Source organism: Citrobacter sp. CF971, assembly GCF_006385635.1.
Taxonomy (GTDB): Bacteria; Pseudomonadota; Gammaproteobacteria; order Enterobacterales; family Enterobacteriaceae; genus Citrobacter; species Citrobacter freundii.
This window is the reverse complement of sequence record NZ_CP041051.1, coordinates 2,435,495-2,460,323: the sequence shown is the minus strand read 5'-3', so window position 1 is coordinate 2,460,323 and position 24,829 is coordinate 2,435,495. Positions and strand designations below refer to the sequence as shown.

Below are 24,829 nucleotides of genomic sequence, written 5' to 3'. Positions count from 1 at the left end.
TCGAATAACGTTGCCTACACAGGCCAAAAGATGACTATTTTTTTTGTGATTTACGGCCGTAAACCAGCCAGGTCACCAGCACGCAGACGATGTAGAACACAAGGAATATTTTCATGGCGCCGACTGGAGATCCGGTCAGCGCCAGCGATGAACCAAACGCTTTCGGGATAAAGAAGCCCCCGACAGCGCCAATTGCGGAGATAAATCCCAGGGCGGCTGCGGTATCGGTTACCGCCTCACGCTGGGCCTGTTCTTCAGTACCACCGTGCAGCTTCACCCGGTAAATGGTGATTTTGCGAAAGATCACCGCAATCATCTGGAAGGTCGAACCGCTGCCCAGACCCGCGGTCAGGAACAAGCCCATAAACACCAGGTAAAACGCGATAAAGCTTCCTTCGCCCGAGCCGGGCAAAGTGAGAAACAGCAGGGCGCTGAACAGTGCCATAAAGATGAAGTTAATTAAGGTGACCCGCACACCACCAAACTTGTCAGAGATAACACCGCCCGCCGATCGCGCCAGCGCACCGATAAAGGGCCCGAAGAACGCCAGTTGCAGAATATTCACGTCAGGGAACTGTGTTTTCGCCAGCATGGCAAAGCCTGCTGAAAAACCGATAAATGAACCGAAGGTGGCGAGATACAGCAGACTTAATAACCACAAATGAAAACGCTTGAGGACCGGTAGTTGGGAGGCAATTGAGGCCTTCGAACTGGCAATGTCGTTCATTCCTATGCCCGCTGCCACGGTCGCTATCAGCAGTAACGGCACCCAAATCCATGCGGCATTGGCCAGTGACAGTAACGATCCGTCAGCTTGTGGTACGCCCTGCACGCCCAGGAAGGTAAAAATGGGGAGAAAGATCACCAGCGGCGCGATCAACTGCATCACGCTGACACCGAGGTTGCCGAGGCCACCGTTAATGCCTAGTGCGCTGCCTTGCTTCGCTTTGGGGAAGAAAAAACTGATATTGCCCATGCTGGAGGCAAAGTTAGCGCCAGCAAACCCACACATCAGCGCAATGATAATAAATACGCCAAACGGAGTAGCGGTATTTTGCACGACAAAACCGAGCCAGACGCAGGGAATAACCAGAATGACGGTGCTAAAAATGGTCCAGCGGCGCCCCCCAAATATAGGTACCATAAAGGAGTAGGGAACGCGCAATATTGCACCAGAAAGAGAAGGTAATGCCGTTAATAAAAACAGTTGATCGGTGGTAAAATTAAAACCAATTTTATTCAGATTGACAGCAACAGCGCTGAACAACATCCAGACGCAAAACGCAAGCAGCAAGCAACTCACTGATATCCAGAGGTTTCTTCGGGCAATGTGCTTACCTTTGTTTTCCCAAAAGGCAGGATTTTCGGGTTTCCAGTCAGTTAAAAGATAACGATTATTTTTCTCATTTGATGCTGACATATTATTCTCCATGCACATGCCGTTCATGAAAAAGAAATAAACGCATACAGCGCCGCGCGAGTTCTTTTAGAAACTATTGAAAAGTTTTGGGAATATTGACTGAAAGAATAGATAAAAAAGCGCAATAACGCGGCGTGATGAGGGAATTACACGTTGCTTAAGTGTTACCAATTGTAAATATAAAAGATGTATTATTAATTCATCTATAACATCAATTAACTAACTCTAAGGAGGGTGCGAATAAGTACCCTCCGCAACGAAAATGAAACTTTTAGTCAATTAAATTCAATCACTTACATAGGCGTTTTTTTGCGTTTGGTGACTTATTCGCACCTTCCCTAACGTAATCATACGATCCAGGTGGTGTTCGAATGCAGGATCGGCCATTTCCTCAATGCCTAATACATAGATGCCATCCAGACCGCATACCAACGCAATTAAACGCCAGGCCACATCGGCAGCATCCGGGCGTGAAGAAAACTCACCGGCTTTCTGTCCCTGAGAGATGATAGCGGCGGTTTCTTCGTGCCACATCCGCATGGTCAGCAGGTAAGCGCTTTTGATTTCCGGATCTTTATCCGCCAGAACCTGCGCTTCACGCCATAGTTTTATATAGGGTTCGAACCCGCCATCTTCGCTGCCCAGCATGGCATGCAGCCGTTCACGGAAGCTGGCGTTTGCGCTGACCAGTTCGGCATCCAGAAGAGTACGGATCAGTTGCACAAAAGCGAGGGATTTTAACTCGCCGGCAGACGTAAAGTGATGATGCACCTGGCCGGTTGACACCTGAGCTTCCGTGGCAATACGCCGCACCGTCATGGCGGTAAATCCTTCCTCAAGCGCGACGCGCATTGCCGCCTGCAGAATCACTTCCCGACGTTCATCCCGATTTAGATAGCTCATCGTTCCTCCCATATCCGTTTAGCACGCAGTCTAACAAAAAGTTGGACATACGTTCAAATTTCCGTAGGATCGCCGAACCTGGACGTGTGTCCAGTTTCAGTTTTGAAGGGAGTTTTATGTTTCGTCAGTGGTTAACGTTAGTGATTATTGTGCTGGTCTACATCCCTGTTGCGATTGATGCAACGGTGCTGCACGTTGCCGCGCCCACGCTGAGTATGACGCTGGGCGCCAGTGGCAACGAGCTGCTGTGGATCATTGATATTTATTCCCTGGTAATGGCCGGTATGGTATTGCCAATGGGCGCGCTGGGCGATCGCATCGGCTTTAAACGCCTGCTGCTGTTAGGTGGAGGCTTGTTTGGTCTGGCATCACTGGCGGCCGCTTTTGCTCATAGCGCCAGCTGGCTGATTGTCACCCGGGCCGTGTTGGCGATTGGCGCGGCGATGATTGTGCCGGCAACGCTTGCGGGGATTCGCGCCACTTTCGTTGAGCAACGGCATCGTAATATGGCGCTCGGCGTCTGGGCCGCGGTTGGTTCCGGCGGTGCGGCGTTTGGCCCACTGGTTGGCGGGATGCTACTGGAGCACTTCTACTGGGGATCAGTATTCTTAATTAATGTACCGATTGTCCTGGTGGTAATGGCCTTAACCGCACGCTTAGTGCCGCGTCAGGCTGGACGTCGCGATCAATCGTTAAATTTTGGTCATGCGATAATGCTGATTGTTGCTATTCTGCTGCTGGTTTACAGCGCCAAAACCGCGCTGAAAGGGCATACGGCGACCGTTGCCATCGCCCTGACGCTGTTAACCGGCGCTTTGCTGTTGTGGCAGTTTGTCCGCATCCAGCTTGCGGCAGCCCGCCCGATGATTGATATGCGGTTGTTCACGCATCGCATAATCTTAAGTGGCGTAGTAATGGCGATGACCGCGATGATAACGCTGGTGGGTTTCGAGTTACTGATGGCTCAGGAACTACAGTTTGTCCACGGCTTAACACCGTATCAGGCAGGGGTGTTCATGCTGCCGGTGATGCTGGCAAGTGGTTTCAGCGGACCGATTGCCGGTATGTTGGTTTCACGTCTGGGATTACGTTGTGTGGCGACTGCGGGTATGGCGCTGAGCGCTGTTAGCTTTTACGGCCTGGCGATGACGGATTTCAGTAGCCAACAGGTACAAGCCTGGATTTTGATGGCTTTGCTCGGCTTCAGCGCTGCCAGTGCGCTTCTGGCTTCAACAGCGGCTATCATGGCAGCAGCACCTGCGGAAAAAGCCGCGGCCGCGGGTGCCATCGAGACAATGGCTTATGAACTGGGAGCCGGACTTGGGATCGCTATCTTTGGTTTGCTGTTGAGCCGTAGCTTTTCTGCATCGATTCTGCCGCCAGCCGGACTTAATCCGCAGGAAATGGAACGTGCCTCATCGTCAATGGGGGAGGCGGTACAACTGGCGCACTCGCTCCCGTCGTCACTGAGTGAGGCATTGCTGACGGCTGCCAGAGAAGCGTTCACCTGGTCACATAGCGTGGCCTTAAGCAGCGCCGGCAGCATGCTTATCGTATTAGCGATAGGAATGTGGTTCAGTCTGGCAAAGGTACAACGTTAATAACTAGTGAGCTAAATGACAGGGGTAATCCATCTCTTCGACTTCTTTCCCACTCAGTCGAGCGTATTGCCCCGTCAATCTCCAGAACGCAGGCTGTGTTTCCGTATAGATTTCTGCTGCTAATATCAGGCGGCGGCGATCTACCTCATTAAGCTCCAGAAGTGTCCACGGAATAAAGTAGCGATCGCTGTCCGTCAACGTAAACCACAGTGGGCATCCGCAGCCGGAACAGAAGAACCGTTCACCACGATTTGAGGAAGGAAAGTGCGAAGGTTCTACCGATTCTGGTGACATCAGCGGGTGAGCGCTGGCTTCCAGATACATGGCGATGCCGCCAGACCATTTCTGACACAGCGTACAATGGCAGGCATAGACATCCAGCATTTCGACGTCGACGGTAAAATGACTCTGTCCGCAAAGACAACGACCAGTGAATGTCTGCACGGCATACTCCTTATGACCGAGTCTACATCAAGAGAAAAAGCCAGCCCTTGAAGGACTGGCTTTGTATTCTGACTACAACAAAATTAGAACTGGTAGTTCAGACCAACAGCCACGATGTTGTCAGTTGACACTTTCGCTGCATTGGTGAAGTTGTTGTCATCCAGCAGGTTGATTTTGTAATCAACGAAGGTGGACATGTTTTTGTTGAAGTAGTAAGTAGCACCCAGGTCTACGTATTCAACCAGATCCTGGTCGCCGTAACCGTTGATGTCTTTACCTTTGGATTTCAGGTAAGCAACGGACGGACGCAGACCGAAGTCGAACTGGTACTGAGCAACTACTTCAAAGTTTTGTGCTTTATCTGCAATACCAGTAACACCGGAGCCACCATAGGTGGTCATGTTGCGGGTTTCAGAGTAGGTGGTTGCCAGGTAGATGTTGTTCGCATCATATTTCAGACCAGCGGCCCATACTTCAGCGTTTTTACCGGAAGCCATGAAACCGCCGTTACCGACAGACTGTTTGTCGGTACGGTCAGATTTCGCATAGGTAGCACCTACGCCAAAGCCTTCATACTCATAAGTGGTAGACAGACCGAAGCCGTCACCGTTAGCTTCTTTCAGGTTGTCACGGTCATTTTTGCCCTGGTACTGAGCAGCAAAGTTCAGACCTTCAACCAGACCGAAGAAGTCGGTGTTACGGTAGGTTGCAACGCCAGTAGTACGGCCAGTCATGAATACGTCAGTCTGGGTCCAGGTATCACCACCGAACTCAGGCAGGACGTCGGTCCATGCGCCGATGTCGTAGGCCACGCCGTAGTTACGACCGTAGTCGAAAGAACCGTATTCAGCGAATTTCAGACCAGCGAATGCCAGACGAGTTTTGTCTGCTTCAGAGCCCTGGGATTCAGAACGGTTGCCTTTGAATTCATATTCCCACTGACCAAAACCAACCAGCTGGTCATTGATCTGAGTTTCACCTTTGAAGCCCAGACGCGCGTAGGTTTTGTCGCCATCGCTGCCGTTGTCGTCAGAGAAGTAGTGCTGAGCGTGAACTTTTCCGTAGATATCCAGTTTGTTTGCGTCTTTGTTATATACCTCAGCTGCGTTTACCGCACCTGCCGCCAACAGGCTAGTCACTGCCACTGCAACTAATTTAAGTTTCATTCTAAATAATCCTTATAATTTTTTCTTGGTGTGTTTCCTAAACCATTGCTAAACGAAGGGGTTCGTCAATGGCAAACTATTTTTAAATGACGCAGTGGTATAAGTTCAATAATAAGTTTCATAATATTGCGAAATATTTGAAGTTGTGTGATCCAGATCTACATAATATGGTTGATTGTATTAATCTTTATATGTGACAAATCTGAATGGGTATATTTACGTAGGGGACTATTGTCAGGGCTATGATTTAAATGGCGTTAGTTCCGCATGTGTAATATATGCATATGAATGGATATAGATAACCGCATAATATTTTCGTGTGTTAACTAATTACCATATATTTAACATTTAATTAAACAAATGAAAACATAAGTCGCAAGTGGAATGAACAATTATTATTCATCAATTTGTCTAAAGTATAGCCGGGTTTTATTTGTTTGTGATAAAACCCGGTTTTTTTTTTCAGGCGCGGCGCGTTGCCAGCCAACAAAGTAGTGAACCCGCGCAGACCATCAGTGCGCCCTGCCAGAAAGATAGCGAAAGCGGTGCACTGAGTAACACAGCAGCCAGTGCAGAAGAGAGCACAGGGGTAAAATAGGATCCTACGGCCATGATGGTCACGTTGCCATGCAAAATGCCAATATTCCACGCCGCATAGGCAAATCCTAACGTTAATGCCGCTGAGAACATTTTAATAGTCACCGAAGTGCTGAAAATCATTTCTGGTTGCGGAGTCATAAAATAGTAAATCCACAAACTTGCGGCTGTTAGTAAAACGAACACGGTGATGCCGTTAAAGCCTTTTGCATATTTATTGGTCACCGTGCAATACGTTGCCCAGATAAAAGCGCCGAGAAAGGCGAGAAAATAGCTCAGCGGACTGCTGGCAACATTGCTGATAATTTCATCAAGGTGAAGACCGTTTTCACCACCCAATACCCAACAAACCCCGGTCAATGCGATAATTAATCCAGGGATTACCAGCCAGGTTGTTTTTTGACCATTAAATAAAATAGCAAACAATATCGTCAAACTCGGCCAGAGATAATTGACCATACCGACTTCAATAGCCTGGTGACGAGTAGCCGCATAACCGAGAGCCAGCGCTAAACATATTTCATAAGTAACAAAAAGCACGCTACCAGCGATTAAATAGCGCACAGGAATTTTTCTGATATTCGGAAAGCCGACGGTAAAAATCAGCAACAGACCACTTAACGAAAAAATCATTGCTGCGCCGCCCGCAGGACCCAGTCCTTCACTTACCCCACGCATGAGTCCGACCATCGTGCTCCAGAGCACGATGGCAATGAGCCCAATTAACGTTGCCTTTTGTTTTGTCATTCTGATTGTCTGTCCATGGTACTGGCAAAAATTTAAGCTGAAATTTATAGCACTTTTATACCGTAGCGCGCTAATTAATTGCCTTTCCCATACTCCCTTATGGGTACAAGGGTTAAACAAAGTGCACTATTTAGTAGCGGAACCGTTTCGTTATTGATTTGACGCAAAAAAAATATGGATATAGCTGATAGTTTCGTCGCGAAGTTGTACATGGCATCTTTCAGACTGCTGCGCTGGCGCAATTTGAGAGATTTCATGTACGAACCCCTGCAAAAAAGAGGAAAGCAATGGACGTCAGCCGCAGACAATTTTTTAAAATCTGCGCGGGCGGTATGGCGGGAACAACAGTGGCCGCTTTGGGTTTTGCACCCAAAATGGCACTGGCTCAGGCGCGAAACTATAAGCTGTTACGCGCCAAAGAGATCCGAAACACCTGCACATACTGTTCCGTAGGTTGCGGGCTATTAATGTATAGCCTGGGAGATGGAGCAAAAAACGCCAAAGAGTCGATTTACCATATTGAAGGGGATCCGGATCATCCGGTGAGCCGCGGGGCATTATGTCCTAAGGGCGCAGGATTACTGGATTACGTGCACAGTGAAAACCGTCTGCGTTACCCGGAATATCGCGCCCCTGGTTCCGACAAATGGCAGCGTATCAGCTGGGATGAAGCATTCACCCGTATCGCGAAGCTGATGAAAACTGACCGTGACGCCAACTTTATCGAGAAGAATGAGCAGGGCGTAACGGTAAACCGCTGGCTTTCAACCGGGATGCTGTGTGCATCTGCGGCAAGTAATGAAACCGGTATGCTGACGCAAAAATTTGTGCGCTCACTCGGCATGCTGGCAGTAGACAACCAGGCGCGCGTCTGACACGGACCAACGGTAGCAAGTCTTGCTCCAACATTTGGTCGCGGTGCGATGACCAACCACTGGGTTGATATTAAAAATGCTAACGTCGTGATGGTGATGGGCGGTAACGCCGCTGAAGCACATCCGGTGGGATTCCGCTGGGCGATGGAAGCAAAAAACAACAATGATGCCACGCTGATTGTTGTTGACCCTCGTTTTACACGTACAGCTTCGGTGGCGGATATCTATGCGCCAATTCGTTCCGGCACGGACATTACGTTCCTGTCCGGCGTCTTGCTGTACCTGATTGAAAACAACAAAATCAACGCTGAATACGTTAAGCATTACACCAACGCCAGCCTGCTGGTGCGGGATGACTTTGCTTTTGAAGACGGTCTGTTCAGCGGTTATGACGCAAACAAACGCCAATATGATAAATCGTCCTGGAACTACCAGTTCGATGAAAACGGCTACGCGAAACGCGATGAAACGTTAAGCCATCCTCGCTGTGTCTGGAACCTGCTAAAACAGCACGTTTCCCGCTACACGCCGGATGTGGTGGAAAACATTTGTGGTACGCCGAAAGAAGACTTCCTGAAAGTCTGCGAAGTGCTGGCTTCCACCAGCGCAGCCGATCGCACCACCACGTTCCTGTATGCGTTGGGTTGGACTCAGCATACCGTCGGGGCACAGAACATCCGCACCATGGCGATGATCCAGTTGCTGCTCGGCAACATGGGGATGGCAGGTGGCGGTGTCAACGCCTTACGCGGTCACTCCAACATTCAGGGGTTAACCGATTTAGGTCTGCTCTCTACCAGCCTGCCGGGCTACCTGACGCTGCCGTCAGAGAAACAGACAGATCTGCAAACCTATCTGGCCGCGAACACGCCAAAAGCGACATTGGCCGATCAGGTTAACTACTGGGGCAACTATCCGAAGTTCTTCGTCAGCTTGATGAAATCTTTCTACGGTAATGCTGCACAGAAAGAAAACGACTGGGGCTTTGAGTGGCTGCCGAAGTGGGATCAGTCCTACGACGTCATCAAATACTTCAACATGATGGATAGCGGAAAAGTCACCGGCTACATCTGTCAGGGCTTTAACCCTGTTGCGTCCTTCCCGGACAAAAACAAAGTGGTGCAGAGCCTCAGCAAACTGAAGTATCTGGTGGTTATCGATCCGCTGGTGACCGAAACCTCAACGTTCTGGCAGAACCACGGCGAGTCAAACGACGTTGATCCTGCGTCGATTCAGACCGAAGTCTTCCGTTTGCCTTCTACCTGCTTTGCGGAAGAGGACGGCTCCATCGCCAACTCCGGCCGTTGGCTGCAGTGGCACTGGAAAGGTCAGGACGCACCGGGCGAAGCCCGCAACGACGGCGAAATTCTGGCCGGTATTTACCACCGTCTGCGAGACATGTATCGCACTGAAGGCGGTAAAGCTGTAGAACCCGTTCTGAAAATGAGCTGGAACTATAAGCAGCCGGACGAACCGCACTCAGAGGAAGTGGCGAAAGAGAACAACGGCTATGCGCTGGAAGATCTCTATGATGCCAACGGTGTACTGGTTGCGAAGAAAGGTCAGTTGCTCAACAGCTTTGCGTTGCTGCGCGATGATGGTTCTACGTCATCATCCTGCTGGATTTATACCGGTAGCTGGACCGAGCAGGGCAACCAGATGGCCAATCGCGATAACGCCGATCCGTCAGGTCTGGGTAATACGCTGGGCTGGGCCTGGGCATGGCCGCTGAACCGTCGCGTGCTGTATAACCGCGCTTCGGCGGATCCACAGGGTAAACCGTGGGATCCAAAACGCATGCTTATCCAGTGGAACGGTACGAAGTGGACGGGTAACGATATCCCGGACTTCAATACCGCGGCACCGGGCAGTGGCACCAATCCATTTATCATGCAGCCGGAAGGGCTGGGGCGTCTGTTTGCTATCGATAAGATGGCGGAAGGTCCGTTCCCGGAACACTACGAGCCGATGGAAACGCCGCTGGGTACTAACCCGCTGCACCCGAATGTGATCTCCAACCCGGCAGCGCGTCTGTACGAGGCGGATAAACTCCGTATGGGCACGAAACAGGACTTCCCGTACGTCGGGACGACCTATCGTCTGACCGAACATTTCCATACCTGGACCAAGCACGCATTGCTGAATGCGATTGCCCAGCCAGAGCAGTTTGTGGAAATCAGCGAAACGCTGGCGGCAGCGAAAGGGATCAACAACGGCGATCACGTGAAAGTTAGCAGTAAACGTGGATTTATTCGCGCAGTTGCCGTGGTGACCCGTCGTCTGCGTACCCTGAACGTCAACGGTCAGCAGGTTGAAACGGTTGGGATCCCAATCCACTGGGGCTTTGAAGGAGTCGCGCGTAAAGGCTTTATCGCCAACACCCTGACGCCGAATGTCGGTGATGCAAACTCGCAAACGCCGGAATACAAAGCGTTTTTAGTTAACATCGAGAAGGCGTAAGGGAGGCGAACATATGTCTATGGAAACGCAGGACATCATCAAACGGTCCGCAACAAACTCCATCACGCCGCCACCTCAGGCCCGTGATTACAAAGCCGAGGTCGCGAAGCTGATCGACGTTTCCACCTGTATAGGCTGCAAGGCCTGTCAGGTGGCATGCTCAGAGTGGAACGATATCCGCGATGAAGTTGGCCACTGCGTCGGGGTGTATGACAACCCCGCCGATCTCAGCGCCAAGTCCTGGACGGTGATGCGGTTTACCGAAACCGAACAGAACGGCAAGCTGGAATGGCTGATTCGTAAAGACGGCTGTATGCACTGTGAAGATCCGGGCTGCCTGAAGGCATGCCCGTCTGCCGGGGCAATCATCCAGTACGCCAACGGGATTGTCGATTTCCAGTCAGAACACTGTATTGGCTGCGGCTACTGTATTGCCGGGTGTCCATTTAATATTCCGCGCCTCAATAAAGAGGATAACCGCGTGTATAAATGTACGCTGTGTGTCGACCGGGTCAGCGTCGGGCAGGAACCTGCCTGCGTGAAGACCTGTCCGACCGGGGCAATACATTTCGGCACCAAGCAGGAAATGCTGGAAATGGGCGAACAGCGTGTGGCAAAACTGAAAGCACGCGGTTTCGAACACGCCGGTCTCTACAACCCGGAAGGTGTGGGTGGTACGCACGTTATGTACGTTCTGCATCATGCCAACCAGCCGGAGCTGTATCACGGCCTGCCGAAAGATCCGCAGATCGATACCTCTATCAATCTGTGGAAAGGGGCGCTGAAACCGCTGGCCGCTGCCGGATTTATCGCCACCTTCGCCGGGCTGATTTACCACTACATTGGTATCGGTCCGAATAAGGAAGTGGACGACGACGAGGAGGATCATCATGAGTAAGTCGAAAATGATTGTGCGCACGAAGTTTATCGACCGCGCCTGTCACTGGACGGTGGTGATCTGCTTCTTCCTGGTGGCGCTGTCGGGGATTTCGTTCTTCTTCCCGACTCTGCAATGGCTGACGCAAACCTTCGGTACGCCGCAGATGGGACGCATTTTGCACCCGTTCTTCGGCATACTGATCTTCGTCGCGCTAATGTTCATGTTTGTGCGCTTTGTGCACCACAACATCCCGGATAAAAAAGATATTCCGTGGCTGAAAAACATTGTGGAAGTGCTGAAAGGCAATGAACACAAAGTGGCGGATGTGGGCAAGTACAACGCCGGGCAGAAAATGATGTTCTGGTCGATCATGAGCATGATTTTCGTGCTGCTGATTACCGGTATTATTATCTGGCGTCCATACTTTGCACAGTTCTTCCCAATGCAGGTCGTGCGCTATAGCCTGCTGATCCATGCGGCGGCGGGGATTATCCTGATGCACGCCATCCTCATCCATATGTATATGGCATTCTGGGTGAAAGGTTCGATTAAAGGCATGGTTGAAGGGAAGGTAAGCCGTCGCTGGGCGAAGAAACATCACCCACGTTGGTATCGCGAAGTTGAAAGACAAGAAGCGAAAAAAGAGAGCGAGGAAGGGGTTAACTAATCCCTGATGTTCCCTCTACGCAATGGCGCTACATCGGTAGCGCCATTTTTTTGCCAAAAAAACGTCATGTTTCTGTCATCTGCTGAACGTAAGGTGTTGTCTTTCCAATAATAGAAGAGTTAAAAGACAATGCATCTGGTGAAAAAACTACTCGCAATCAGCGTGTTTCTTTGTGCTTCAGCTCAGGCGCAGAACATCCTCGAATTTCCTCAGCCGGAGAATAACCCGGAAGAGTTTTATGCCGTAACCGAAATCCCGGCAGGTGGAATGATTAAATATGAAACCGACGCCAAAACCGGGTTTATCGTTGCCGATCGCTTCCAGTCAATGCCGGTTGCCTATCCCGCCAACTACGGTTCACTAACCCAGTCTTTAGCCGGTGACGGCGACCCGCTGGATGTTATCTTTTATACTCGTGCGCCGCTGGCCCCGGGGACGTTGATTAAGCTGCGCGCAATAGGCGTCCTGAAGATGATCGACGGCGGTGAAAAGGACGACAAAATTGTCGCCGTGCCGGCCAGTAAAATTGACCCCACTTATGACAACATCAAAGAATTGAGCGATCTGCCCAAGATTGAAGTTCAACGTCTGGAATCTTTCTTCCGCGTGTACAAAGATCTGCCGGAAGGGCGCAAGAAGGTCGAATTAAACGGTTTCAACGACGCCGCTACGGCAAAGCAAGAGATCAAACAGGCCTGGGATGCCTGGAAAGAGAAAAAACCGCAGCAATAAATGGTATGCCGGATGGCAAAAGTTTATCCGGCATTTACTTTTATCACTGTACTGCCAGCTTACGCAGGCGTGAAATATCCACGCTTTTTTGGGCTTCTGCCAGACTCCAGGTAGTTTGCAGGTTTAACCACATTTCGGGTGAGCTGCCAATCACTACAGAGAGTTTAATCGCCATCTCAGGCGTTAGGGCTGCTTTCCCGGTTAATAGTCGACTTGCCGTTGAAGGTGCAATCTCCATAGCTCTGGCAAACTCGCGCAGGCTGACATTGAGTTCTTCCAGCGCTTCCTGAATGATATCCCCAGGACGGGGATGATTTGCCATCTTCATCAATGATAGTCCTCGTAGTCCAGTATGTACGCGTCGCCATTGACGAATTCAAACGTAATACGCCAGTTACCTGAAACAGCTATTGCCCATATGCCATCACGATCACCTACCAGAGGATGTAGCTTATAACCGGGCATATTGATATCTGTAACCTTGCTTGCCGCATCAATAACGGCAAGCCTGTGTCGTAATCGTCGGACATGTTTCGCCATAACGCCTGATGTTCTTCCATGAAGAAACAAATCTCGCAATCCCTTGTGTCTGAAGTTCATGATCATCCGTATCATCCTTGTTCCTTCAAGAGGAACACTACCATTAATGTTCCGTGAAGCGCAACGCCAAGATTGCGATTTTTAAAATTGTGCGGCGAATGCGCTAAAAGAAAAAGGGAGAAGGGGAATACCTGGAAAGCGTCACGCAAGAATTGCCGGATGGCAGGCCTACACGCGCATTTTGCTGGTGTAGGCCGGATAAGCTTGCGCCATCCGGCAATAAAGATTACTTCAGTTGTGAGTTCAGACGCTCAATCTCTTTACGCCATTGCGTCTGTAACAGCGGTTTTTGATGTTTCGGCTTGCGGGCGAGATCGTCGGCCAGACGCTGTTCCAGATCGAGGAGTTGTTCCAGCAATCCATCGCTGTCACAGCTTATTTCAACTTTCGCTTCGACCACCGTTTTGGGAACGGTTATCTCCGCGGACGTTTCCCTAATACGCGCATTAACCGCCTCCAGATCGTGCCATTCACTGAGTTCGCCATTGTCAATTAACCAGAACCGGTTACAGCTTTGGCTGATAAGCTGCCGGTCGTGACTGACCAGCAACACGCCGCCGTTATAGCTTTGTAGCGTTTCTGCCAGCGCCTCTTTACCTTCCATATCCAGATGGTTGGTCGGTTCATCGAGCATCAGCAAACTGTAGCGCGCAAGCGTCAGCCCCACAAACAGCAGCCGGGAGCGCTCACCGCCGCTTAATGTACTGACCCTCTGCGTATGACGAATCCACGGAAAACCCGCGCTAATCAGCGCCATCTTGCGAATCTCTGGCTGCGGAGCAAACGCTTCCAGCGCGTCAAACAATGAATCGTTATCGGCAAGCTGATGCAGCGTCTGATCGTAATAGCCCAGCGTAACGCGCGGGTGCAACACCAGTGAAGGCGATGCCAGCTGTGATTGAAACTGTTGCCAGATAAGCCTTAACAGCGATGATTTCCCACAACCGTTACGCCCGACAATCGCCACGCGATCGCCGCTTTTTAACCGAATACCGGCAATGGAAAACAGTGTATCTGCGTCGGGAGCAGGGGCTACAGACAGATTGGTCATCTCCAGCAAACGATCTGCACGCAGGGAATCACCCTGCAATGTTAGTGTCCACTGACTTCCTGCCGTCACTTCTGTCTGCACCTCTTTCAGGCGCTGCACCTGTTTTTCCATCTGCTTGGCCTTGCGGGAGAGATCTTCGTTGTCGTAGATCCGCCCCCAGGTTGCCAGCCGTTTGCCGCTGGCGGTAACCCGGTCTATCTCTTTTTGCTCAGCCTTGTGGCGCAGAGCATCGCTGACGTCTCTTTCTGCCAGCGCCTGACGTGCCGCGCTACAGGGTAGATCAAAGGCATGGAGAGTGCGATCGCGTAGGATCCACGTTCCGTGAGTCACCGCGTCCAGCAACTGCGGGTCGTGGGAAACCACCACAAAACTGCCAGACCAGTTCTGTAAGAACTGCTCCAGCCACACTAATGTTGGCAAATCCAGATGGTTACCCGGTTCATCCAGCAGCAGCAGGTCAGGATTACGCATCAATGCCCGCGCTAATAGCAAGCGTGTGTGCTGGCCACCGCTCAACGTTTGCGCTGTCAGAGATAAATTCTCTGGCGTGAAACCCATTTCGGCAAGCAGCGCTTCAACTCGCCATTGTTGAGCCGCACGCTCATGCTCAGGAAGTTGAGCGAGAACGGCTTCCTGCAGCGTAAGAGGCAATATATCGTCAGGTAGATGTTGTTCTACACGCGCGAGATGGCAGTGATTCGCTTGCGCGATTGCACCACTGGTGGGCGAAATCGTGCCATCGAGCAGTTTTAACAGCGTGCTTTTGCCGCAGCCGTTGTAACCGATAAGCCCGATGCGGTCGCCTTTTTTCAGGGTAAAGGAAAGATCGTCGAATAGCGTGCCGAATGCCGTATCAACGTGTAAGGATTGTGCGGTTAGTAATGTGCTCATTGTTGCTTACTCAAGAGTTACAGGCGTGAAAACGCCTCGTCAAACATCGCTGACGATAACCCGGTAAGCCCGAGAGAAGGGGATTTAGAAGTTAGCTTCGCTCAAGCAGAAGTTATCGCAGCACGATACCGATAACGCTTGAGCACTGGCGATCGCCAAAAGCATGTGAAACGATAAAACGTTCACAGTACAGCATAAGTATCCTCCTTTTGTTTTTCAGAGTGTTGATCGGTAGCGAAAGTGTAATCGCAAATTACACTTTCGCGCAAACTTTGCACGCCCGGCAGCAATGTGCCGCCGGGCAAACCGTCAGATAGAAGTACGACGGTAGTCGCGATATTCCGCCTGCCAGAAATTATCGTCAATAGCCTGTTGCAGCGCTTCAGCGGAGGTTTTCACCGCCACACCTTGCTGCTGGGCCATTTTACCGACGGCAAAGGCAATGGCACGAGAAACCGTCTGAATATCTTTCAGTTCCGGTAGCACCAGTCCTTCACCGTTGAGCACCAGCGGTGAATACTGTGCCAGCGTTTCACTGGCCGACATCAGCATTTCATCAGTGATGCGCGACGCGCCAGAAGCAATCACGCCAAGGCCAATACCCGGGAAGATGTACGCATTATTACACTGGGCGATCGGGTAAGTTTTCTCTTTCCACACTACCGGTGCAAACGGGCTACCGGTCGCAACCAGCGCGTTACCTTCGGTCCAGGCGATGATATCCTGCGGCGTGGCTTCTACACGAGAAGTCGGGTTAGACAGCGGCATGACGATCGGACGCGGACAATGCTTGTGCATTTCGCGGATGATCTCTTCGGTAAACAGACCAACCTGTCCGGAAACCCCGATCAGGATGTCAGGTTTAACGTTGCGGACCACATCGAGCAACGACAGGACATCTTCTTGTGTATCCCAGTGCTGCAGATTTTCGCGTTTTTGCACCAGTTTGGTCTGGAAGGAGAGCAGGTTCGGCATTTTGTCGGTTAAGAGGCCGAAGCGATCGACCATGAATACGCGTTGACGCGCCGCTTCTTCGCTTAAACCTTCTCGCTGGATTTGCGCAATGATCTGCTCGGCGATCCCGCATCCGGCGGAACCCGCGCCGAGGAAGACGATGTTTTGTTCGCTCAACTGGCTTCCGGCCGCGCGGCTAGCCGCAATCAGCGTACCGACGGTAACCGCCGCGGTGCCCTGAATATCGTCGTTAAATGAGCAAATTTCATCGCGATAACGGGTCAGCAGTGGCATAGCGTTTTTCTGGGCGAAATCTTCAAACTGCAACAGCACGTCCGGCCAGCGATGCTTCACGGCCTGGATGAATTCATCAACGAATTCGTAGTATTCATCATCAGTGATACGCGGATTGCGCCAGCCCATATACAGCGGATCGTTCAGCAGTTGCTGGTTGTTGGTCCCCACGTCCAGTACCACCGGAAGTGTATAGGCCGGGCTAATTCCGCCACATGCGGTATACAGCGACAGTTTACCGATTGGAATGCCCATCCCGCCGATCCCCTGATCGCCAAGACCTAAAATACGTTCGCCATCGGTGACAACGATGACCTTGATATTGTGGTTAGGGACGTTTTGCAGGATATCGTCCATATTGTGGCGGTTCTGATAAGAGATAAACACGCCGCGCGCACGACGATAAATCTCAGAGAAACGCTCACAGGCTGCGCCGACCGTTGGGGTATAGATAACTGGCATCATCTCATCCAGGTGATTATGCACCAGTCGGTAAAACAGGGTTTCGTTGGTGTCCTGGATGTTGCGCAGGTAAATATGTTTGTCGATTTCGGTTTTGAAGCCCTGATATTGGATCCAGGCGCGTTCAGCCTGTTCTTCAATCGTTTCGACGACTTCCGGCAGTAACCCCAGCAGGTTGAAGTTACGGCGTTCTTCCACACTGAAGGCGCTCCCTTTATTCAGTAAAGGGAATTCCAGCAGTACCGGGCCAGCGTAAGGGATGTAAAGGGAACGCAGTTTTTTAGTTTCGTTTTCCATGTCACTCACTCTTTTTTGAATAACCGTCCCTGGCGCTCTTTATGATCGTATGTGGCCTGTCCGCCAGGGAAACGGGCGAAGTATAAAGCATTGTGAATGGGTTAAGGGGTTTTATAAGCAAAAACACCACTGCGGTTGCAATGGTGTTTATCTCGTTACTCAGTCAGACGTGCGAAAGGCTACTTGCCGTCAGCGCGGCGCTTTCTTCCAGTAGGATTGTTGACCACGTTGGTTTTGTCACCTTCGGTCACGATTTTACGTTGATTTGAGATTTTGTGGTCCAGTCCGAGAATATGACGGGCCTGACGGTTCGATTTCATTCTAACTCCTTAATCCTGTTACTGGTTTCAAGGGCGAGCCCGTATGAGAACGGACGAAATACAACCTGATATAAAGCCGATGTTCAACATAACGGCTTTCTGGATGGTCGGTCATTTTATCTGAAAGGTCAATGCTTAAGCGGCAAATGAGAACTATCCCGTATGTAACATGCTTTTTCCCGGGCGTCCTATACTAGTAACTCCGACGACAACACAGGAGAGCGGTAATGACTATCCATAAGAAAGGTCAGGCACACTGGGAAGGCGACATTAAGCGCGGCAAAGGCACTGTGTCGACCGAAAGTGGCGTGTTGAATCAGCAACCGTATGGATTTAATACACGATTTGAAGGTGAGAAAGGCACCAATCCTGAAGAGTTGATTGGCGCGGCCCATGCAGCCTGCTTCTCGATGGCGCTTTCACTGATGCTGGGCGAAGCAGGGTTTACCCCAGATGCCATTGATACCACTGCCGATGTTTCTCTGGATAAGGTAGATGCCGGGTTTGCGATCACTAAAGTCGCGTTGCATAGTCAGGTGAGCGTGCCGGGGATAGACGCCGCCACGTTTGACGGCATCATCCAGAAAGCAAAAGCCGGATGCCCGGTATCTCAGGTTCTGAAAGCGGAAATAACGCTGGATTACAAACTGAAGTCTTAATAAAGTCGTGCCGGATGCGACGATGTCTTATCCGGCACCTGATGATGTTATTGCGCTACCCAACCGCCATCCATATTCCACGCTACGCCACGCACTTGCGCCGCACCGTCTGAACATAAGAATAACGCGAGATGCCCTAACTGCTCTGGGGTAACGAATTCGCGCGACGGCTGCTTTTCAGCCAGCAGGGCGTCACGGGCTGCCTCAGGCTCTGCGCCTTCGGCAATACGCTTATCGATCTGCTGCTGGACCAGCGGCGTTAGCACCCAGCCGGGACACAGCGCATTGCAGGTGATTTCCGTCTGTGCGGTTTCCAGCGCGATGGTCTTGGTTAATCCTACCACACCGTGCTTCGCTGCTACGTAGGCAGATTTCTCTTTTGAAGCCACCAGGCCGTGAACAGAAGCGATATTAATGATGCGCCCCCAGTTTCGCGCGCGCATACCGGGAAGCGCCAGACGCGTGGTGTGAAAAACGGAGGAGAGGTTAATCGCGATAATCGCGTTCCATTTATCAACCGGGAAGGTTTCTATCGGTGAAACATGCTGGATCCCGGCGTTATTGATAAGAATATCCACACCGCCGAATTCGCTCTCTGCATAGCGCATCATGTCTGCAATTTGCGCTTCATCGCTCAGATCCGCGCCATGATAGCCTGGCGTTTTGCCATACTGCGCAACAGCGTCTTTGGCAGCATCAACATCACCAAACCCGTTGAGGATCAGAGTGGCGCCAGCTTGCGCCAGCACCTGTGCGATACCTAATCCGATACCACTGGTCGAGCCGGTAACCAGGGCGGTTTTTCCCGTTAAGTTCATGATGATTCTCCTTAAACAATTCCGGTGGCGTAGAAGACGCCGATGACAAACAGTACGGCCAGACTTTTAATGATGGTAATAGCGAAAATTCCGCCATACGCCTGACGATGACTAAGGCCGGTGATAGCCAATAAGGTAATGACCGCGCCGTTATGCGGTAGGGTGTCCATACCGCCGCTGGCCATAGATGCCACGCGGTGGAATACTTCAAGTGGGATATTGGCGGCATGTGCGGCAGCGATGAAAGTGTCAGACATGGCGGCAAGGGCAATACTCATCCCGCCAGACGCCGAACCGGTGATCCCGGCAAGCGTGGTAATGCTGATAGCCTCATTGAGCAGCGGGTCAGGAATAGCCGCCAGCGCTTTTGACAGCACAAGGAAGCCCGGCAGGGCGGCGATCACTGCGCCAAAACCGTACTCTGACGCGGTGTTCATCGCCGCGAGGATCGCGCCGCCAACTGCCGTTCTGCTGCCTTCCGCCAGGCGACCTTTAATGTTGCGGTAGCCGAAGAGCACCACCAGCAGGATCCCAGAAATCAGTGCTGCTTCCACTGCCCAGATAGCGGTGATTTTACCGACTTCGGTGGTAATCGGTTTGGCAAGCCCCGGAAGTTCAAGTTGATGCGTGGCGCCGTACCACTGTGGGATCCAGCGGGTAAACAGCAGGTTAAATACCCCAACCAGGATCAGCGGAGAGATCGCGATGATCGGGTTCGGCAGATTAATGTTATCCGGCGTTTCCGGCTCGTTTAACAGTTCAGTGCCATAGCCTTCATTCTTTGCCTGCGCTTTACGACGCTGACGTTCGAGATAAACCAGACCGACGAAAATAATAAACAGCGAGCCTATCAGCCCCAGCCACGGCGCGGCCCAGGCGTTAGTCCCAAAGAAGCTGGTCGGAATAATGTTCTGGATCTGCGGCGTGCCTGGCAGAGCGTCCATAGTGAAGGAGAACGCGCCCAGCGCAACGGTGGCCGGGATCAGGCGCTTAGGAATATTACTCTGGCGGAACAGCTCCGCCGCAAATGGATACACCGCAAACGCCACGACGAACAGCGAAACCCCGCCGTAGGTTAACAGCGCACACACCAGCACGATCACCGGGATGGCGTGACGACGACCGAGGATGTTGATAGCGGCGGCAACAATGGAACGTGAAAATCCAGATAACTCGATTAACTTGCCAAACACTGCACCCAGCAAGAACACCGGGAAGTAAAGCTTCACAAAACCGACCATTTTTTCCATAAACAGGCCGGTGAAAGCAGGGCCGACGGCGCTGGGTTCAGTGAGTAATACAGCACCTAATGCCGCGATGGGGGCAAACAGGATGACGCTATATCCGCGATAGGCTGCAAGCATCAGCAGGCCCAGCGCTGCCAGGGCGATTAATACACTCATCATGACTCCTTATTATTATATTGGGGTACAGAAAGAGACGTTATGGTTTCAGGGCAAAACGCAGTTGATGCTCTCTGCGTTGCTGGATGTACTCCTTGCGCGAATCATCCCATCGATAAAATCCCTGACCGCTGCGTAAACCGGTATCACCGTTGGCTACCTTGTCAGCGACCAACGACATCATCTCGCTGCCGGTTGCCAGTTCCGGGAGCAGATGCCGACAAATATCCTGTACCGTAGACAGCCCGGTCATATCTGCCGCTTCCAGCGGACCAACCATCGCATAGCGACGTCCGAGCGAGGCGCGCATGACCTGATCCACCACCTCTGCGCTGGCGATGCCGCTTTTAACGATATGAAGCGCTTCACGCAGCAGCGCAAACTGCAGTCGATTGCCGACAAACCCTGGTGCGGCGCGATCGAGCACGACGGCTTCCAGTTGCATCGAGAGCAGCAACTGTTGCAGCTCACGCAGGTATTCCGCTTTGGTGGCGGTGCCGGGGACAATTTCGACCAGCGGAATAAAATGTGGCGGGTGCCAGAAATGGGCGATGAGCAGCCGCTCAGGATGGACGAGCTTTTCTGCCAGCGCATCCGGCGGCAGGCCGCTGGTATTACTGGCAATGACGGCCTCAGGCGCGATCAGATCTTCCAGTTGCGCATACAACGCGTGCTTGAGCTCGAGCCGCTCCGGGATCGCTTCAATCAGTAACCCGCACGCAGCAATCTCCGGTAGCGAAGTCGTACCGTGCAGACGACTCACAACCTGGTCTTTTTCGTCTACGGCAAACTGTTCGGCGGTAATCAGCTCATCCAGAATACCGCTGGCAACGGCGCTAATTTCTGCAATTCGGCTGCTATCGGTGTCGTACAGCCAGACATCGTGACCATAACGGGCGAAGTGGGTGGCAATACCGACCCCCATTAACCCCGCCCCCAGAACGCAGACAGACTTACTTTGCATGAGAGACCTCCTGCAAACGCTCTACCGCCAGCGCTACGCCCTGACCGCCGCCTACGCACAGCGTAGCCAGCCCTTTGGTCGCTTTACTGCGGGCCATTTCGTGCAACAGTGTCACCAGGATTCGGCAACCAGATGCACCGATGGGATGGCCCAGCGCAATCGCGCCGCCATTTACGTTCACCCGGTCGCTGTCCCAGTTCAGGGATTCGCCAACCGCCAGCGCTTGTGCGGCAAAGGCTTCGTTGGCCTCAATGAGATCGACATCATTCAACGTCCAGCCAGCTCGCTTCAGGCACTGGAGTGACGCTTCTACCGGCCCAAGGCCCATAATGGCGGGATCGACACCAGAAACCGCGTAGCCTGCTACCCGGGCAAGTACTGGCAAATTGAGTTCTGCGGCTTTGCCGACGCTCATCAACATCACCGCGGCGGCACCATCATTGATGAATGATGCATTTCCGGCGGTCACCGTGCCGTTTCCTGGCCGAAATGCTGGTTTAAGTTGCGCCAGCTTGACGGCCTGAGTATCCGGGCGAGGCTGTTCGTCACGGTCCACCACACGTGGCGGCTTTTTGCCTTGTGGGACGCTAACCGGCGTGATTTCCGCGCTAAAACGACCCGCTTCAATGGCAGCGGCGGCTTTTTGCTGGGAGCGCAGGGCAAAAGCGTCCTGCTGCTCACGACTGATTACGAACTTATCCGCCAGATTTTCGGCAGTAATACCCATGTGATAGTCGTTGAACGCATCCCACAGGCCATCATGGACCACGCTGTCTTTCATACTGGCATGACCCAAACGCAGGCCGGCCCGCGCGCCGTCGAGAAAATAGGGCGCATTGCTCATGCTCTCCTGGCCTCCGGCAATCACGATTTGCGCATCGCCACAGCGAATTGCCTGTACCGCCTGATGCACCGCCTTCAGGCCAGAACCGCACACCAGATTAATAGTTAACGCCGGTGTGGTTGACGGCAGTCCTGCGCGTAACGCCGTTTGTCTGGCCGGATTCTGGCCACAGCCTGTCGTGAGCACCTGACCTAAAATCACTTCATCAATTTGTTCAGGCGCCACAGCCGTTTTTTCCAGCAGCGAACGGACAACCGCTGTACCTAACTCCACGGCGGAAAGTGGTGCCAGCGCACCATGAAAACTGCCAATCGGGGTGCGCGTTGCCGCGACAATTACAACATCCTGCATGGTCAGCTCCTCAGTTAAATTGCATTTCGGGGACAGTTTCGGGCACGATCAGCTTGCCGGCGGTTCTGGCGACGATTTCATCCACACTGATACCCGGGGCGCGTTCACGCAGAATGAACGCCCCGTCGGCAATTTCCAGCAGAGCCAGGTCGGTCAGCACACGTTTGATGCAGGCCACGCCGGTCAACGGCAGGGTGCAGGCGGGAAGCAGTTTGGACTCACCGCTTTTGGAAGCATGGGTCATTACCACGATGATGTTGTCGGCTCCGGCAACCAGGTCCATCGCGCCGCCCATGCCTTTCACCATTTTCCCGGGGATCATCCATGAGGCGATATTGCCGTTAACATCGACTTCAAACGCACCGAGCACCGTCAGATCAACGTGGCCGCCGCGGATCATGGCGAAGGATTGCGCAGAGTCGAAAATCGCCGCGCCTTTGCGCGCCGTCACGGTCTGTTTCCCGGCGTTAATCATGTCGGCATCAATTTCGTCTTCTGTGGGAAACGGCCCCATACCCAGCAAACCATTCTCTGATTGCAGCATCACGTCCATGCCATCAGGGATATAATTTGCCACCAGAGTGGGAATGCCGATCCCAAGGTTGACGTAATAACCGTCGCGCAGCTCGCGGGCGACGCGCATCGCCATTTGTTCACGCGTTAACATGGTCAGGCTCCTTTCTGGCGCAGGGTGCGTTGTTCAATACGTTTTTCAAACTGCCCCTGAATAATGCGGTTAACGAAAATTCCGGGAGTGTGAATCGCTGCAGGGTCCAGTTCTCCGGGAGGGACAATCTCTTCGACTTCCACGACGGTAATGCGCCCGGCGGCGGCCATCAGCGGATTAAAGTTCTGTGCGGTGTGGCGATAGATGACGTTGCCGTACCAGTCGGCTTTCCAGCCTTTAACCAATGCAAAATCACCGGTTATCGCCTGTTCAAGGATGTAAGGGCGTCCGGCAAACTCGCGAACCTCTTTCCCTTCCGCTACGGGGGTTCCATATCCAGTCGCGGTAAAAAATGCCGGGATTCCCGCGCCGCCCGCGCGCAACTGCTCTGCCAGCGTACCCTGTGGCGTCAGGATGGCTTCCAGTTCGCCGCTAAGCACCTGCTTCTCAAACAGGGCGTTTTCCCCTACATAGGACGCGACCACTTTGCGCACCTGGCGCGTTTCCAGCAGTACGCCTAGCCCAAAGCCATCCACGCCACAGTTGTTTGATACAACGGTAAGTCCCTGTACTTCTCGACGGCGTACTTCGGTAATCAGGTTTTCAGGGATCCCACATAAACCAAAACCGCCCGCCAGCAGCGTCATGTTGTCGGTCAGTCCTTCCAGCGCCTCTTGATAAGTGGCAACACGTTTATCCAGTCCAGCCATACACTTGCCTCCCCAGTTGTCCTTGCCGACATCATTGGGGGTGAAAAATGATTTGTTAATTTTAAATTTGTGACTCACTCATTGGGTTTTTTTATCAATTTAATGTTAATTAAAGGTATTCAACAAGTTAAAGGAATGCGAAATGGGAATGAGCATCAAACAGTTACGCGCGTTTTTAGCGGTAGCTCACACTCTGAATTTTGCTCATGCCAGTGAAAGACTGAACATGTCGCAACCCGCATTAAGCCTGGCGATTAAAGGACTGGAAGATTCGCTGGGCGGGGCGTTACTGTTGAGAACCACCCGCAAAGTGACTCTGACGCAGGAGGGAGAAACGCTGCTGAATATGGGGAGACAGCTGCTGGCGGACTGGGAGAATACGGAAGAAGCCATGCGCCAACGCTTTACGCTACAGCGCGGTAAAATCTCGATCGCCGCCATGCCCTCATTTGCCGCTAACGTCCTGCCATCGGTACTGAAAACGTTTCGTGATTCTTATTCTGGTATCAACGTAACGGTTCATGATGTGATCAATGAACACGTGATTGAAATGGTCAGTGAAGGGCGGGTCGAGATGGGCATAGCCTTCGAGCCGGACTATTCGGGACATCTGCATTTCACGCCGCTCGGCGTGGATCGTTTTATCGCGATTGTGCCGCCAACCTGTCGGCTGGCAGACAGGGATCGTATTGCATGGCGCGAACTGCTGACGCTGGATTTCATCACCTTGCAACGTCCGTCAGCCGTGCGGCTGATGCTGGAAGAACAACTGGTGCAAAGCGGACATACGCTGGAAGTAGCGCTGGAGAGCCATCAATTAGTAACCGTTGGCCGTCTGGTGGCTAACGGTCTGGGCGGTAGCGCCGTACCTGCACTATGCCGCACGCAAATGACAGAGTTAGGCGCAACCTGTATCGATCTGGATACTCCAGTGATCCAGCGTCGGATCGGGGTTTTGCGTTCAGCACATCATAAATTATCTACTGCTTCCGAGGTGCTGGTGGATTCACTGAAAAAGGCGTATCGCACCTGACTTTTCACTACGGCTCAGG

The 24,829-nt window shown here is 52.2% G+C and carries 23 protein-coding genes; 7 read left to right on the top strand and 16 right to left on the bottom strand.

Annotation, left to right across the window (positions count from 1 at the left end):
- Positions 1 to 34: 34 nt before the first annotated feature.
- Together E6P06_RS15310 and E6P06_RS15305 are read right to left on the bottom strand one after the other, a co-directional pair.
- Positions 35 to 1,420: a NarK family nitrate/nitrite MFS transporter gene (locus E6P06_RS15310; RefSeq protein WP_139935419.1), complete on the bottom strand. Its 1,386-nt coding sequence runs from the start codon at positions 1,418 to 1,420 to the stop codon at positions 35 to 37.
- A 285-nt stretch (positions 1,421 to 1,705) separates the two neighbouring features.
- Positions 1,706 to 2,323: a TetR family transcriptional regulator gene (locus E6P06_RS15305; protein ID WP_139935418.1), complete on the bottom strand. Its 618-nt coding sequence runs from the start codon at positions 2,321 to 2,323 to the stop codon at positions 1,706 to 1,708.
- A gap of 116 nt (positions 2,324 to 2,439) precedes the next feature.
- On the opposite strand from E6P06_RS15305, the gene E6P06_RS15300 reads away from it, so the two are divergent.
- A complete protein-coding gene (locus E6P06_RS15300; RefSeq protein ID WP_138828544.1) occupies positions 2,440 to 3,924 on the top strand; it encodes an MFS transporter in 1,485 nt (494 codons plus the stop codon).
- Positions 3,925 to 3,927: 3 nt separating this feature from the next.
- Here E6P06_RS15300 and E6P06_RS15295 read toward each other — a convergent pair whose 3' ends face one another.
- The 3 genes from E6P06_RS15295 to yddG all read right to left on the bottom strand — a co-directional run bounded on the left by E6P06_RS15295 (position 3,928) and on the right by yddG (position 6,878).
- Entirely contained in the window at positions 3,928 to 4,308 is a 381-nt protein-coding gene (locus tag E6P06_RS15295; protein WP_085951544.1) for a GFA family protein, read from the bottom strand.
- 143 nt (positions 4,309 to 4,451) lie between these two features.
- Positions 4,452 to 5,534, bottom strand: a complete 1,083-nt coding sequence (ompD, locus tag E6P06_RS15290) for a porin OmpD (RefSeq protein WP_003836220.1) — start codon at positions 5,532 to 5,534, stop codon at positions 4,452 to 4,454.
- Between the two features lie 462 nt (positions 5,535 to 5,996).
- A complete protein-coding gene (gene yddG / locus E6P06_RS15285) occupies positions 5,997 to 6,878 on the bottom strand; it encodes an aromatic amino acid efflux DMT transporter YddG (RefSeq protein WP_139935417.1) in 882 nt (293 codons plus the stop codon).
- Positions 6,879 to 7,165: 287 nt separating this feature from the next.
- Here yddG and fdnG point away from each other — a divergent pair, with 287 nt between their 5' ends.
- From fdnG to E6P06_RS15265, 4 genes are all read left to right on the top strand, one after another.
- Positions 7,166 to 10,213, top strand: a complete 3,048-nt coding sequence (gene fdnG / locus E6P06_RS15280) for a formate dehydrogenase-N subunit alpha (RefSeq protein WP_096890184.1) — start codon at positions 7,166 to 7,168, stop codon at positions 10,211 to 10,213.
- A gap of 13 nt (positions 10,214 to 10,226) precedes the next feature.
- Positions 10,227 to 11,111 carry a formate dehydrogenase N subunit beta gene (gene fdnH / locus E6P06_RS15275; protein ID WP_003833024.1) on the top strand — a complete coding sequence of 295 codons (885 nt, stop codon included), beginning with the start codon at positions 10,227 to 10,229 and terminating at the stop codon, positions 11,109 to 11,111.
- Entirely contained in the window at positions 11,104 to 11,760 is a 657-nt protein-coding gene (gene fdnI / locus E6P06_RS15270; protein WP_003020054.1) for a formate dehydrogenase-N subunit gamma, read from the top strand. The genes fdnH and fdnI overlap by 8 nt, the downstream gene beginning before the upstream one ends.
- 129 nt (positions 11,761 to 11,889) lie before the next feature.
- Positions 11,890 to 12,492, top strand: coding sequence for an inorganic diphosphatase (locus tag E6P06_RS15265; protein WP_003843693.1), 603 nt, complete (start codon positions 11,890 to 11,892; stop codon positions 12,490 to 12,492).
- 43 nt (positions 12,493 to 12,535) lie between these two features.
- Here E6P06_RS15265 and E6P06_RS15260 read toward each other — a convergent pair whose 3' ends face one another.
- The 5 genes from E6P06_RS15260 to sra form a co-directional block, all read right to left on the bottom strand.
- A complete protein-coding gene (locus tag E6P06_RS15260; protein ID WP_003836231.1) occupies positions 12,536 to 12,820 on the bottom strand; it encodes a HigA family addiction module antitoxin in 285 nt (94 codons plus the stop codon).
- The gene (locus tag E6P06_RS15255; protein WP_003836234.1) at positions 12,820 to 13,098 is read right to left on the bottom strand and encodes a type II toxin-antitoxin system RelE/ParE family toxin; all 279 of its coding nucleotides are present in this window, start codon (positions 13,096 to 13,098) and stop codon (positions 12,820 to 12,822) included. Before E6P06_RS15255 ends, E6P06_RS15260 begins: the two co-directional genes overlap by 1 nt.
- Positions 13,099 to 13,318: 220 nt before the next feature.
- On the bottom strand, positions 13,319 to 15,034 hold the full coding sequence (locus E6P06_RS15250) for an ABC-F family ATP-binding cassette domain-containing protein (protein ID WP_139935416.1): 1,716 nt from the start codon (positions 15,032 to 15,034) through the stop codon (positions 13,319 to 13,321).
- A gap of 309 nt (positions 15,035 to 15,343) precedes the next feature.
- Positions 15,344 to 17,041: a malate dehydrogenase gene (gene maeA / locus E6P06_RS15245; protein ID WP_003836239.1), complete on the bottom strand. Its 1,698-nt coding sequence runs from the start codon at positions 17,039 to 17,041 to the stop codon at positions 15,344 to 15,346.
- 179 nt (positions 17,042 to 17,220) lie between these two features.
- Positions 17,221 to 17,361, bottom strand: coding sequence for a stationary-phase-induced ribosome-associated protein (gene sra, locus E6P06_RS15240; protein WP_003020039.1), 141 nt, complete (start codon positions 17,359 to 17,361; stop codon positions 17,221 to 17,223).
- Between the two features lie 227 nt (positions 17,362 to 17,588).
- Between sra and osmC the strand changes: the two genes are divergently transcribed.
- The gene (gene osmC, locus E6P06_RS15235; protein WP_003020036.1) at positions 17,589 to 18,020 is read left to right on the top strand and encodes a peroxiredoxin OsmC; all 432 of its coding nucleotides are present in this window, start codon (positions 17,589 to 17,591) and stop codon (positions 18,018 to 18,020) included.
- A gap of 47 nt (positions 18,021 to 18,067) precedes the next feature.
- On the opposite strand, the gene E6P06_RS15230 is transcribed toward osmC, so the two are convergent.
- From E6P06_RS15230 to E6P06_RS15205, 6 genes are read right to left on the bottom strand one after another with little or no spacing between them, the layout of a single operon-like run.
- Positions 18,068 to 18,838: a 3-hydroxybutyrate dehydrogenase gene (locus E6P06_RS15230; protein ID WP_139935415.1), complete on the bottom strand. Its 771-nt coding sequence runs from the start codon at positions 18,836 to 18,838 to the stop codon at positions 18,068 to 18,070.
- Positions 18,839 to 18,849: 11 nt separating this feature from the next.
- On the bottom strand, positions 18,850 to 20,244 hold the full coding sequence (locus E6P06_RS15225) for a GntP family permease (RefSeq protein WP_210420667.1): 1,395 nt from the start codon (positions 20,242 to 20,244) through the stop codon (positions 18,850 to 18,852).
- A 37-nt stretch (positions 20,245 to 20,281) separates the two neighbouring features.
- A complete protein-coding gene (locus E6P06_RS15220) occupies positions 20,282 to 21,205 on the bottom strand; it encodes a 3-hydroxyacyl-CoA dehydrogenase family protein (RefSeq protein WP_139935414.1) in 924 nt (307 codons plus the stop codon).
- Positions 21,195 to 22,400 (bottom strand): acetyl-CoA C-acetyltransferase, encoded by a 1,206-nt coding sequence (locus tag E6P06_RS15215; protein ID WP_139935413.1) that lies wholly within the window; start codon positions 22,398 to 22,400, stop codon positions 21,195 to 21,197. The genes E6P06_RS15220 and E6P06_RS15215 overlap by 11 nt, the downstream gene beginning before the upstream one ends.
- A 10-nt stretch (positions 22,401 to 22,410) precedes the next feature.
- The gene (locus E6P06_RS15210) at positions 22,411 to 23,067 is read right to left on the bottom strand and encodes a CoA transferase subunit B (RefSeq protein ID WP_003020022.1); all 657 of its coding nucleotides are present in this window, start codon (positions 23,065 to 23,067) and stop codon (positions 22,411 to 22,413) included.
- Positions 23,068 to 23,069: 2 nt separating this feature from the next.
- A complete protein-coding gene (locus tag E6P06_RS15205; protein WP_003020020.1) occupies positions 23,070 to 23,777 on the bottom strand; it encodes a CoA transferase subunit A in 708 nt (235 codons plus the stop codon).
- Between the two features lie 142 nt (positions 23,778 to 23,919).
- On the opposite strand from E6P06_RS15205, the gene E6P06_RS15200 reads away from it, so the two are divergent.
- The gene (locus E6P06_RS15200; RefSeq protein ID WP_003020016.1) at positions 23,920 to 24,810 is read left to right on the top strand and encodes a LysR family transcriptional regulator; all 891 of its coding nucleotides are present in this window, start codon (positions 23,920 to 23,922) and stop codon (positions 24,808 to 24,810) included.
- The last annotated feature ends 19 nt before the right edge of the window (positions 24,811 to 24,829 follow it).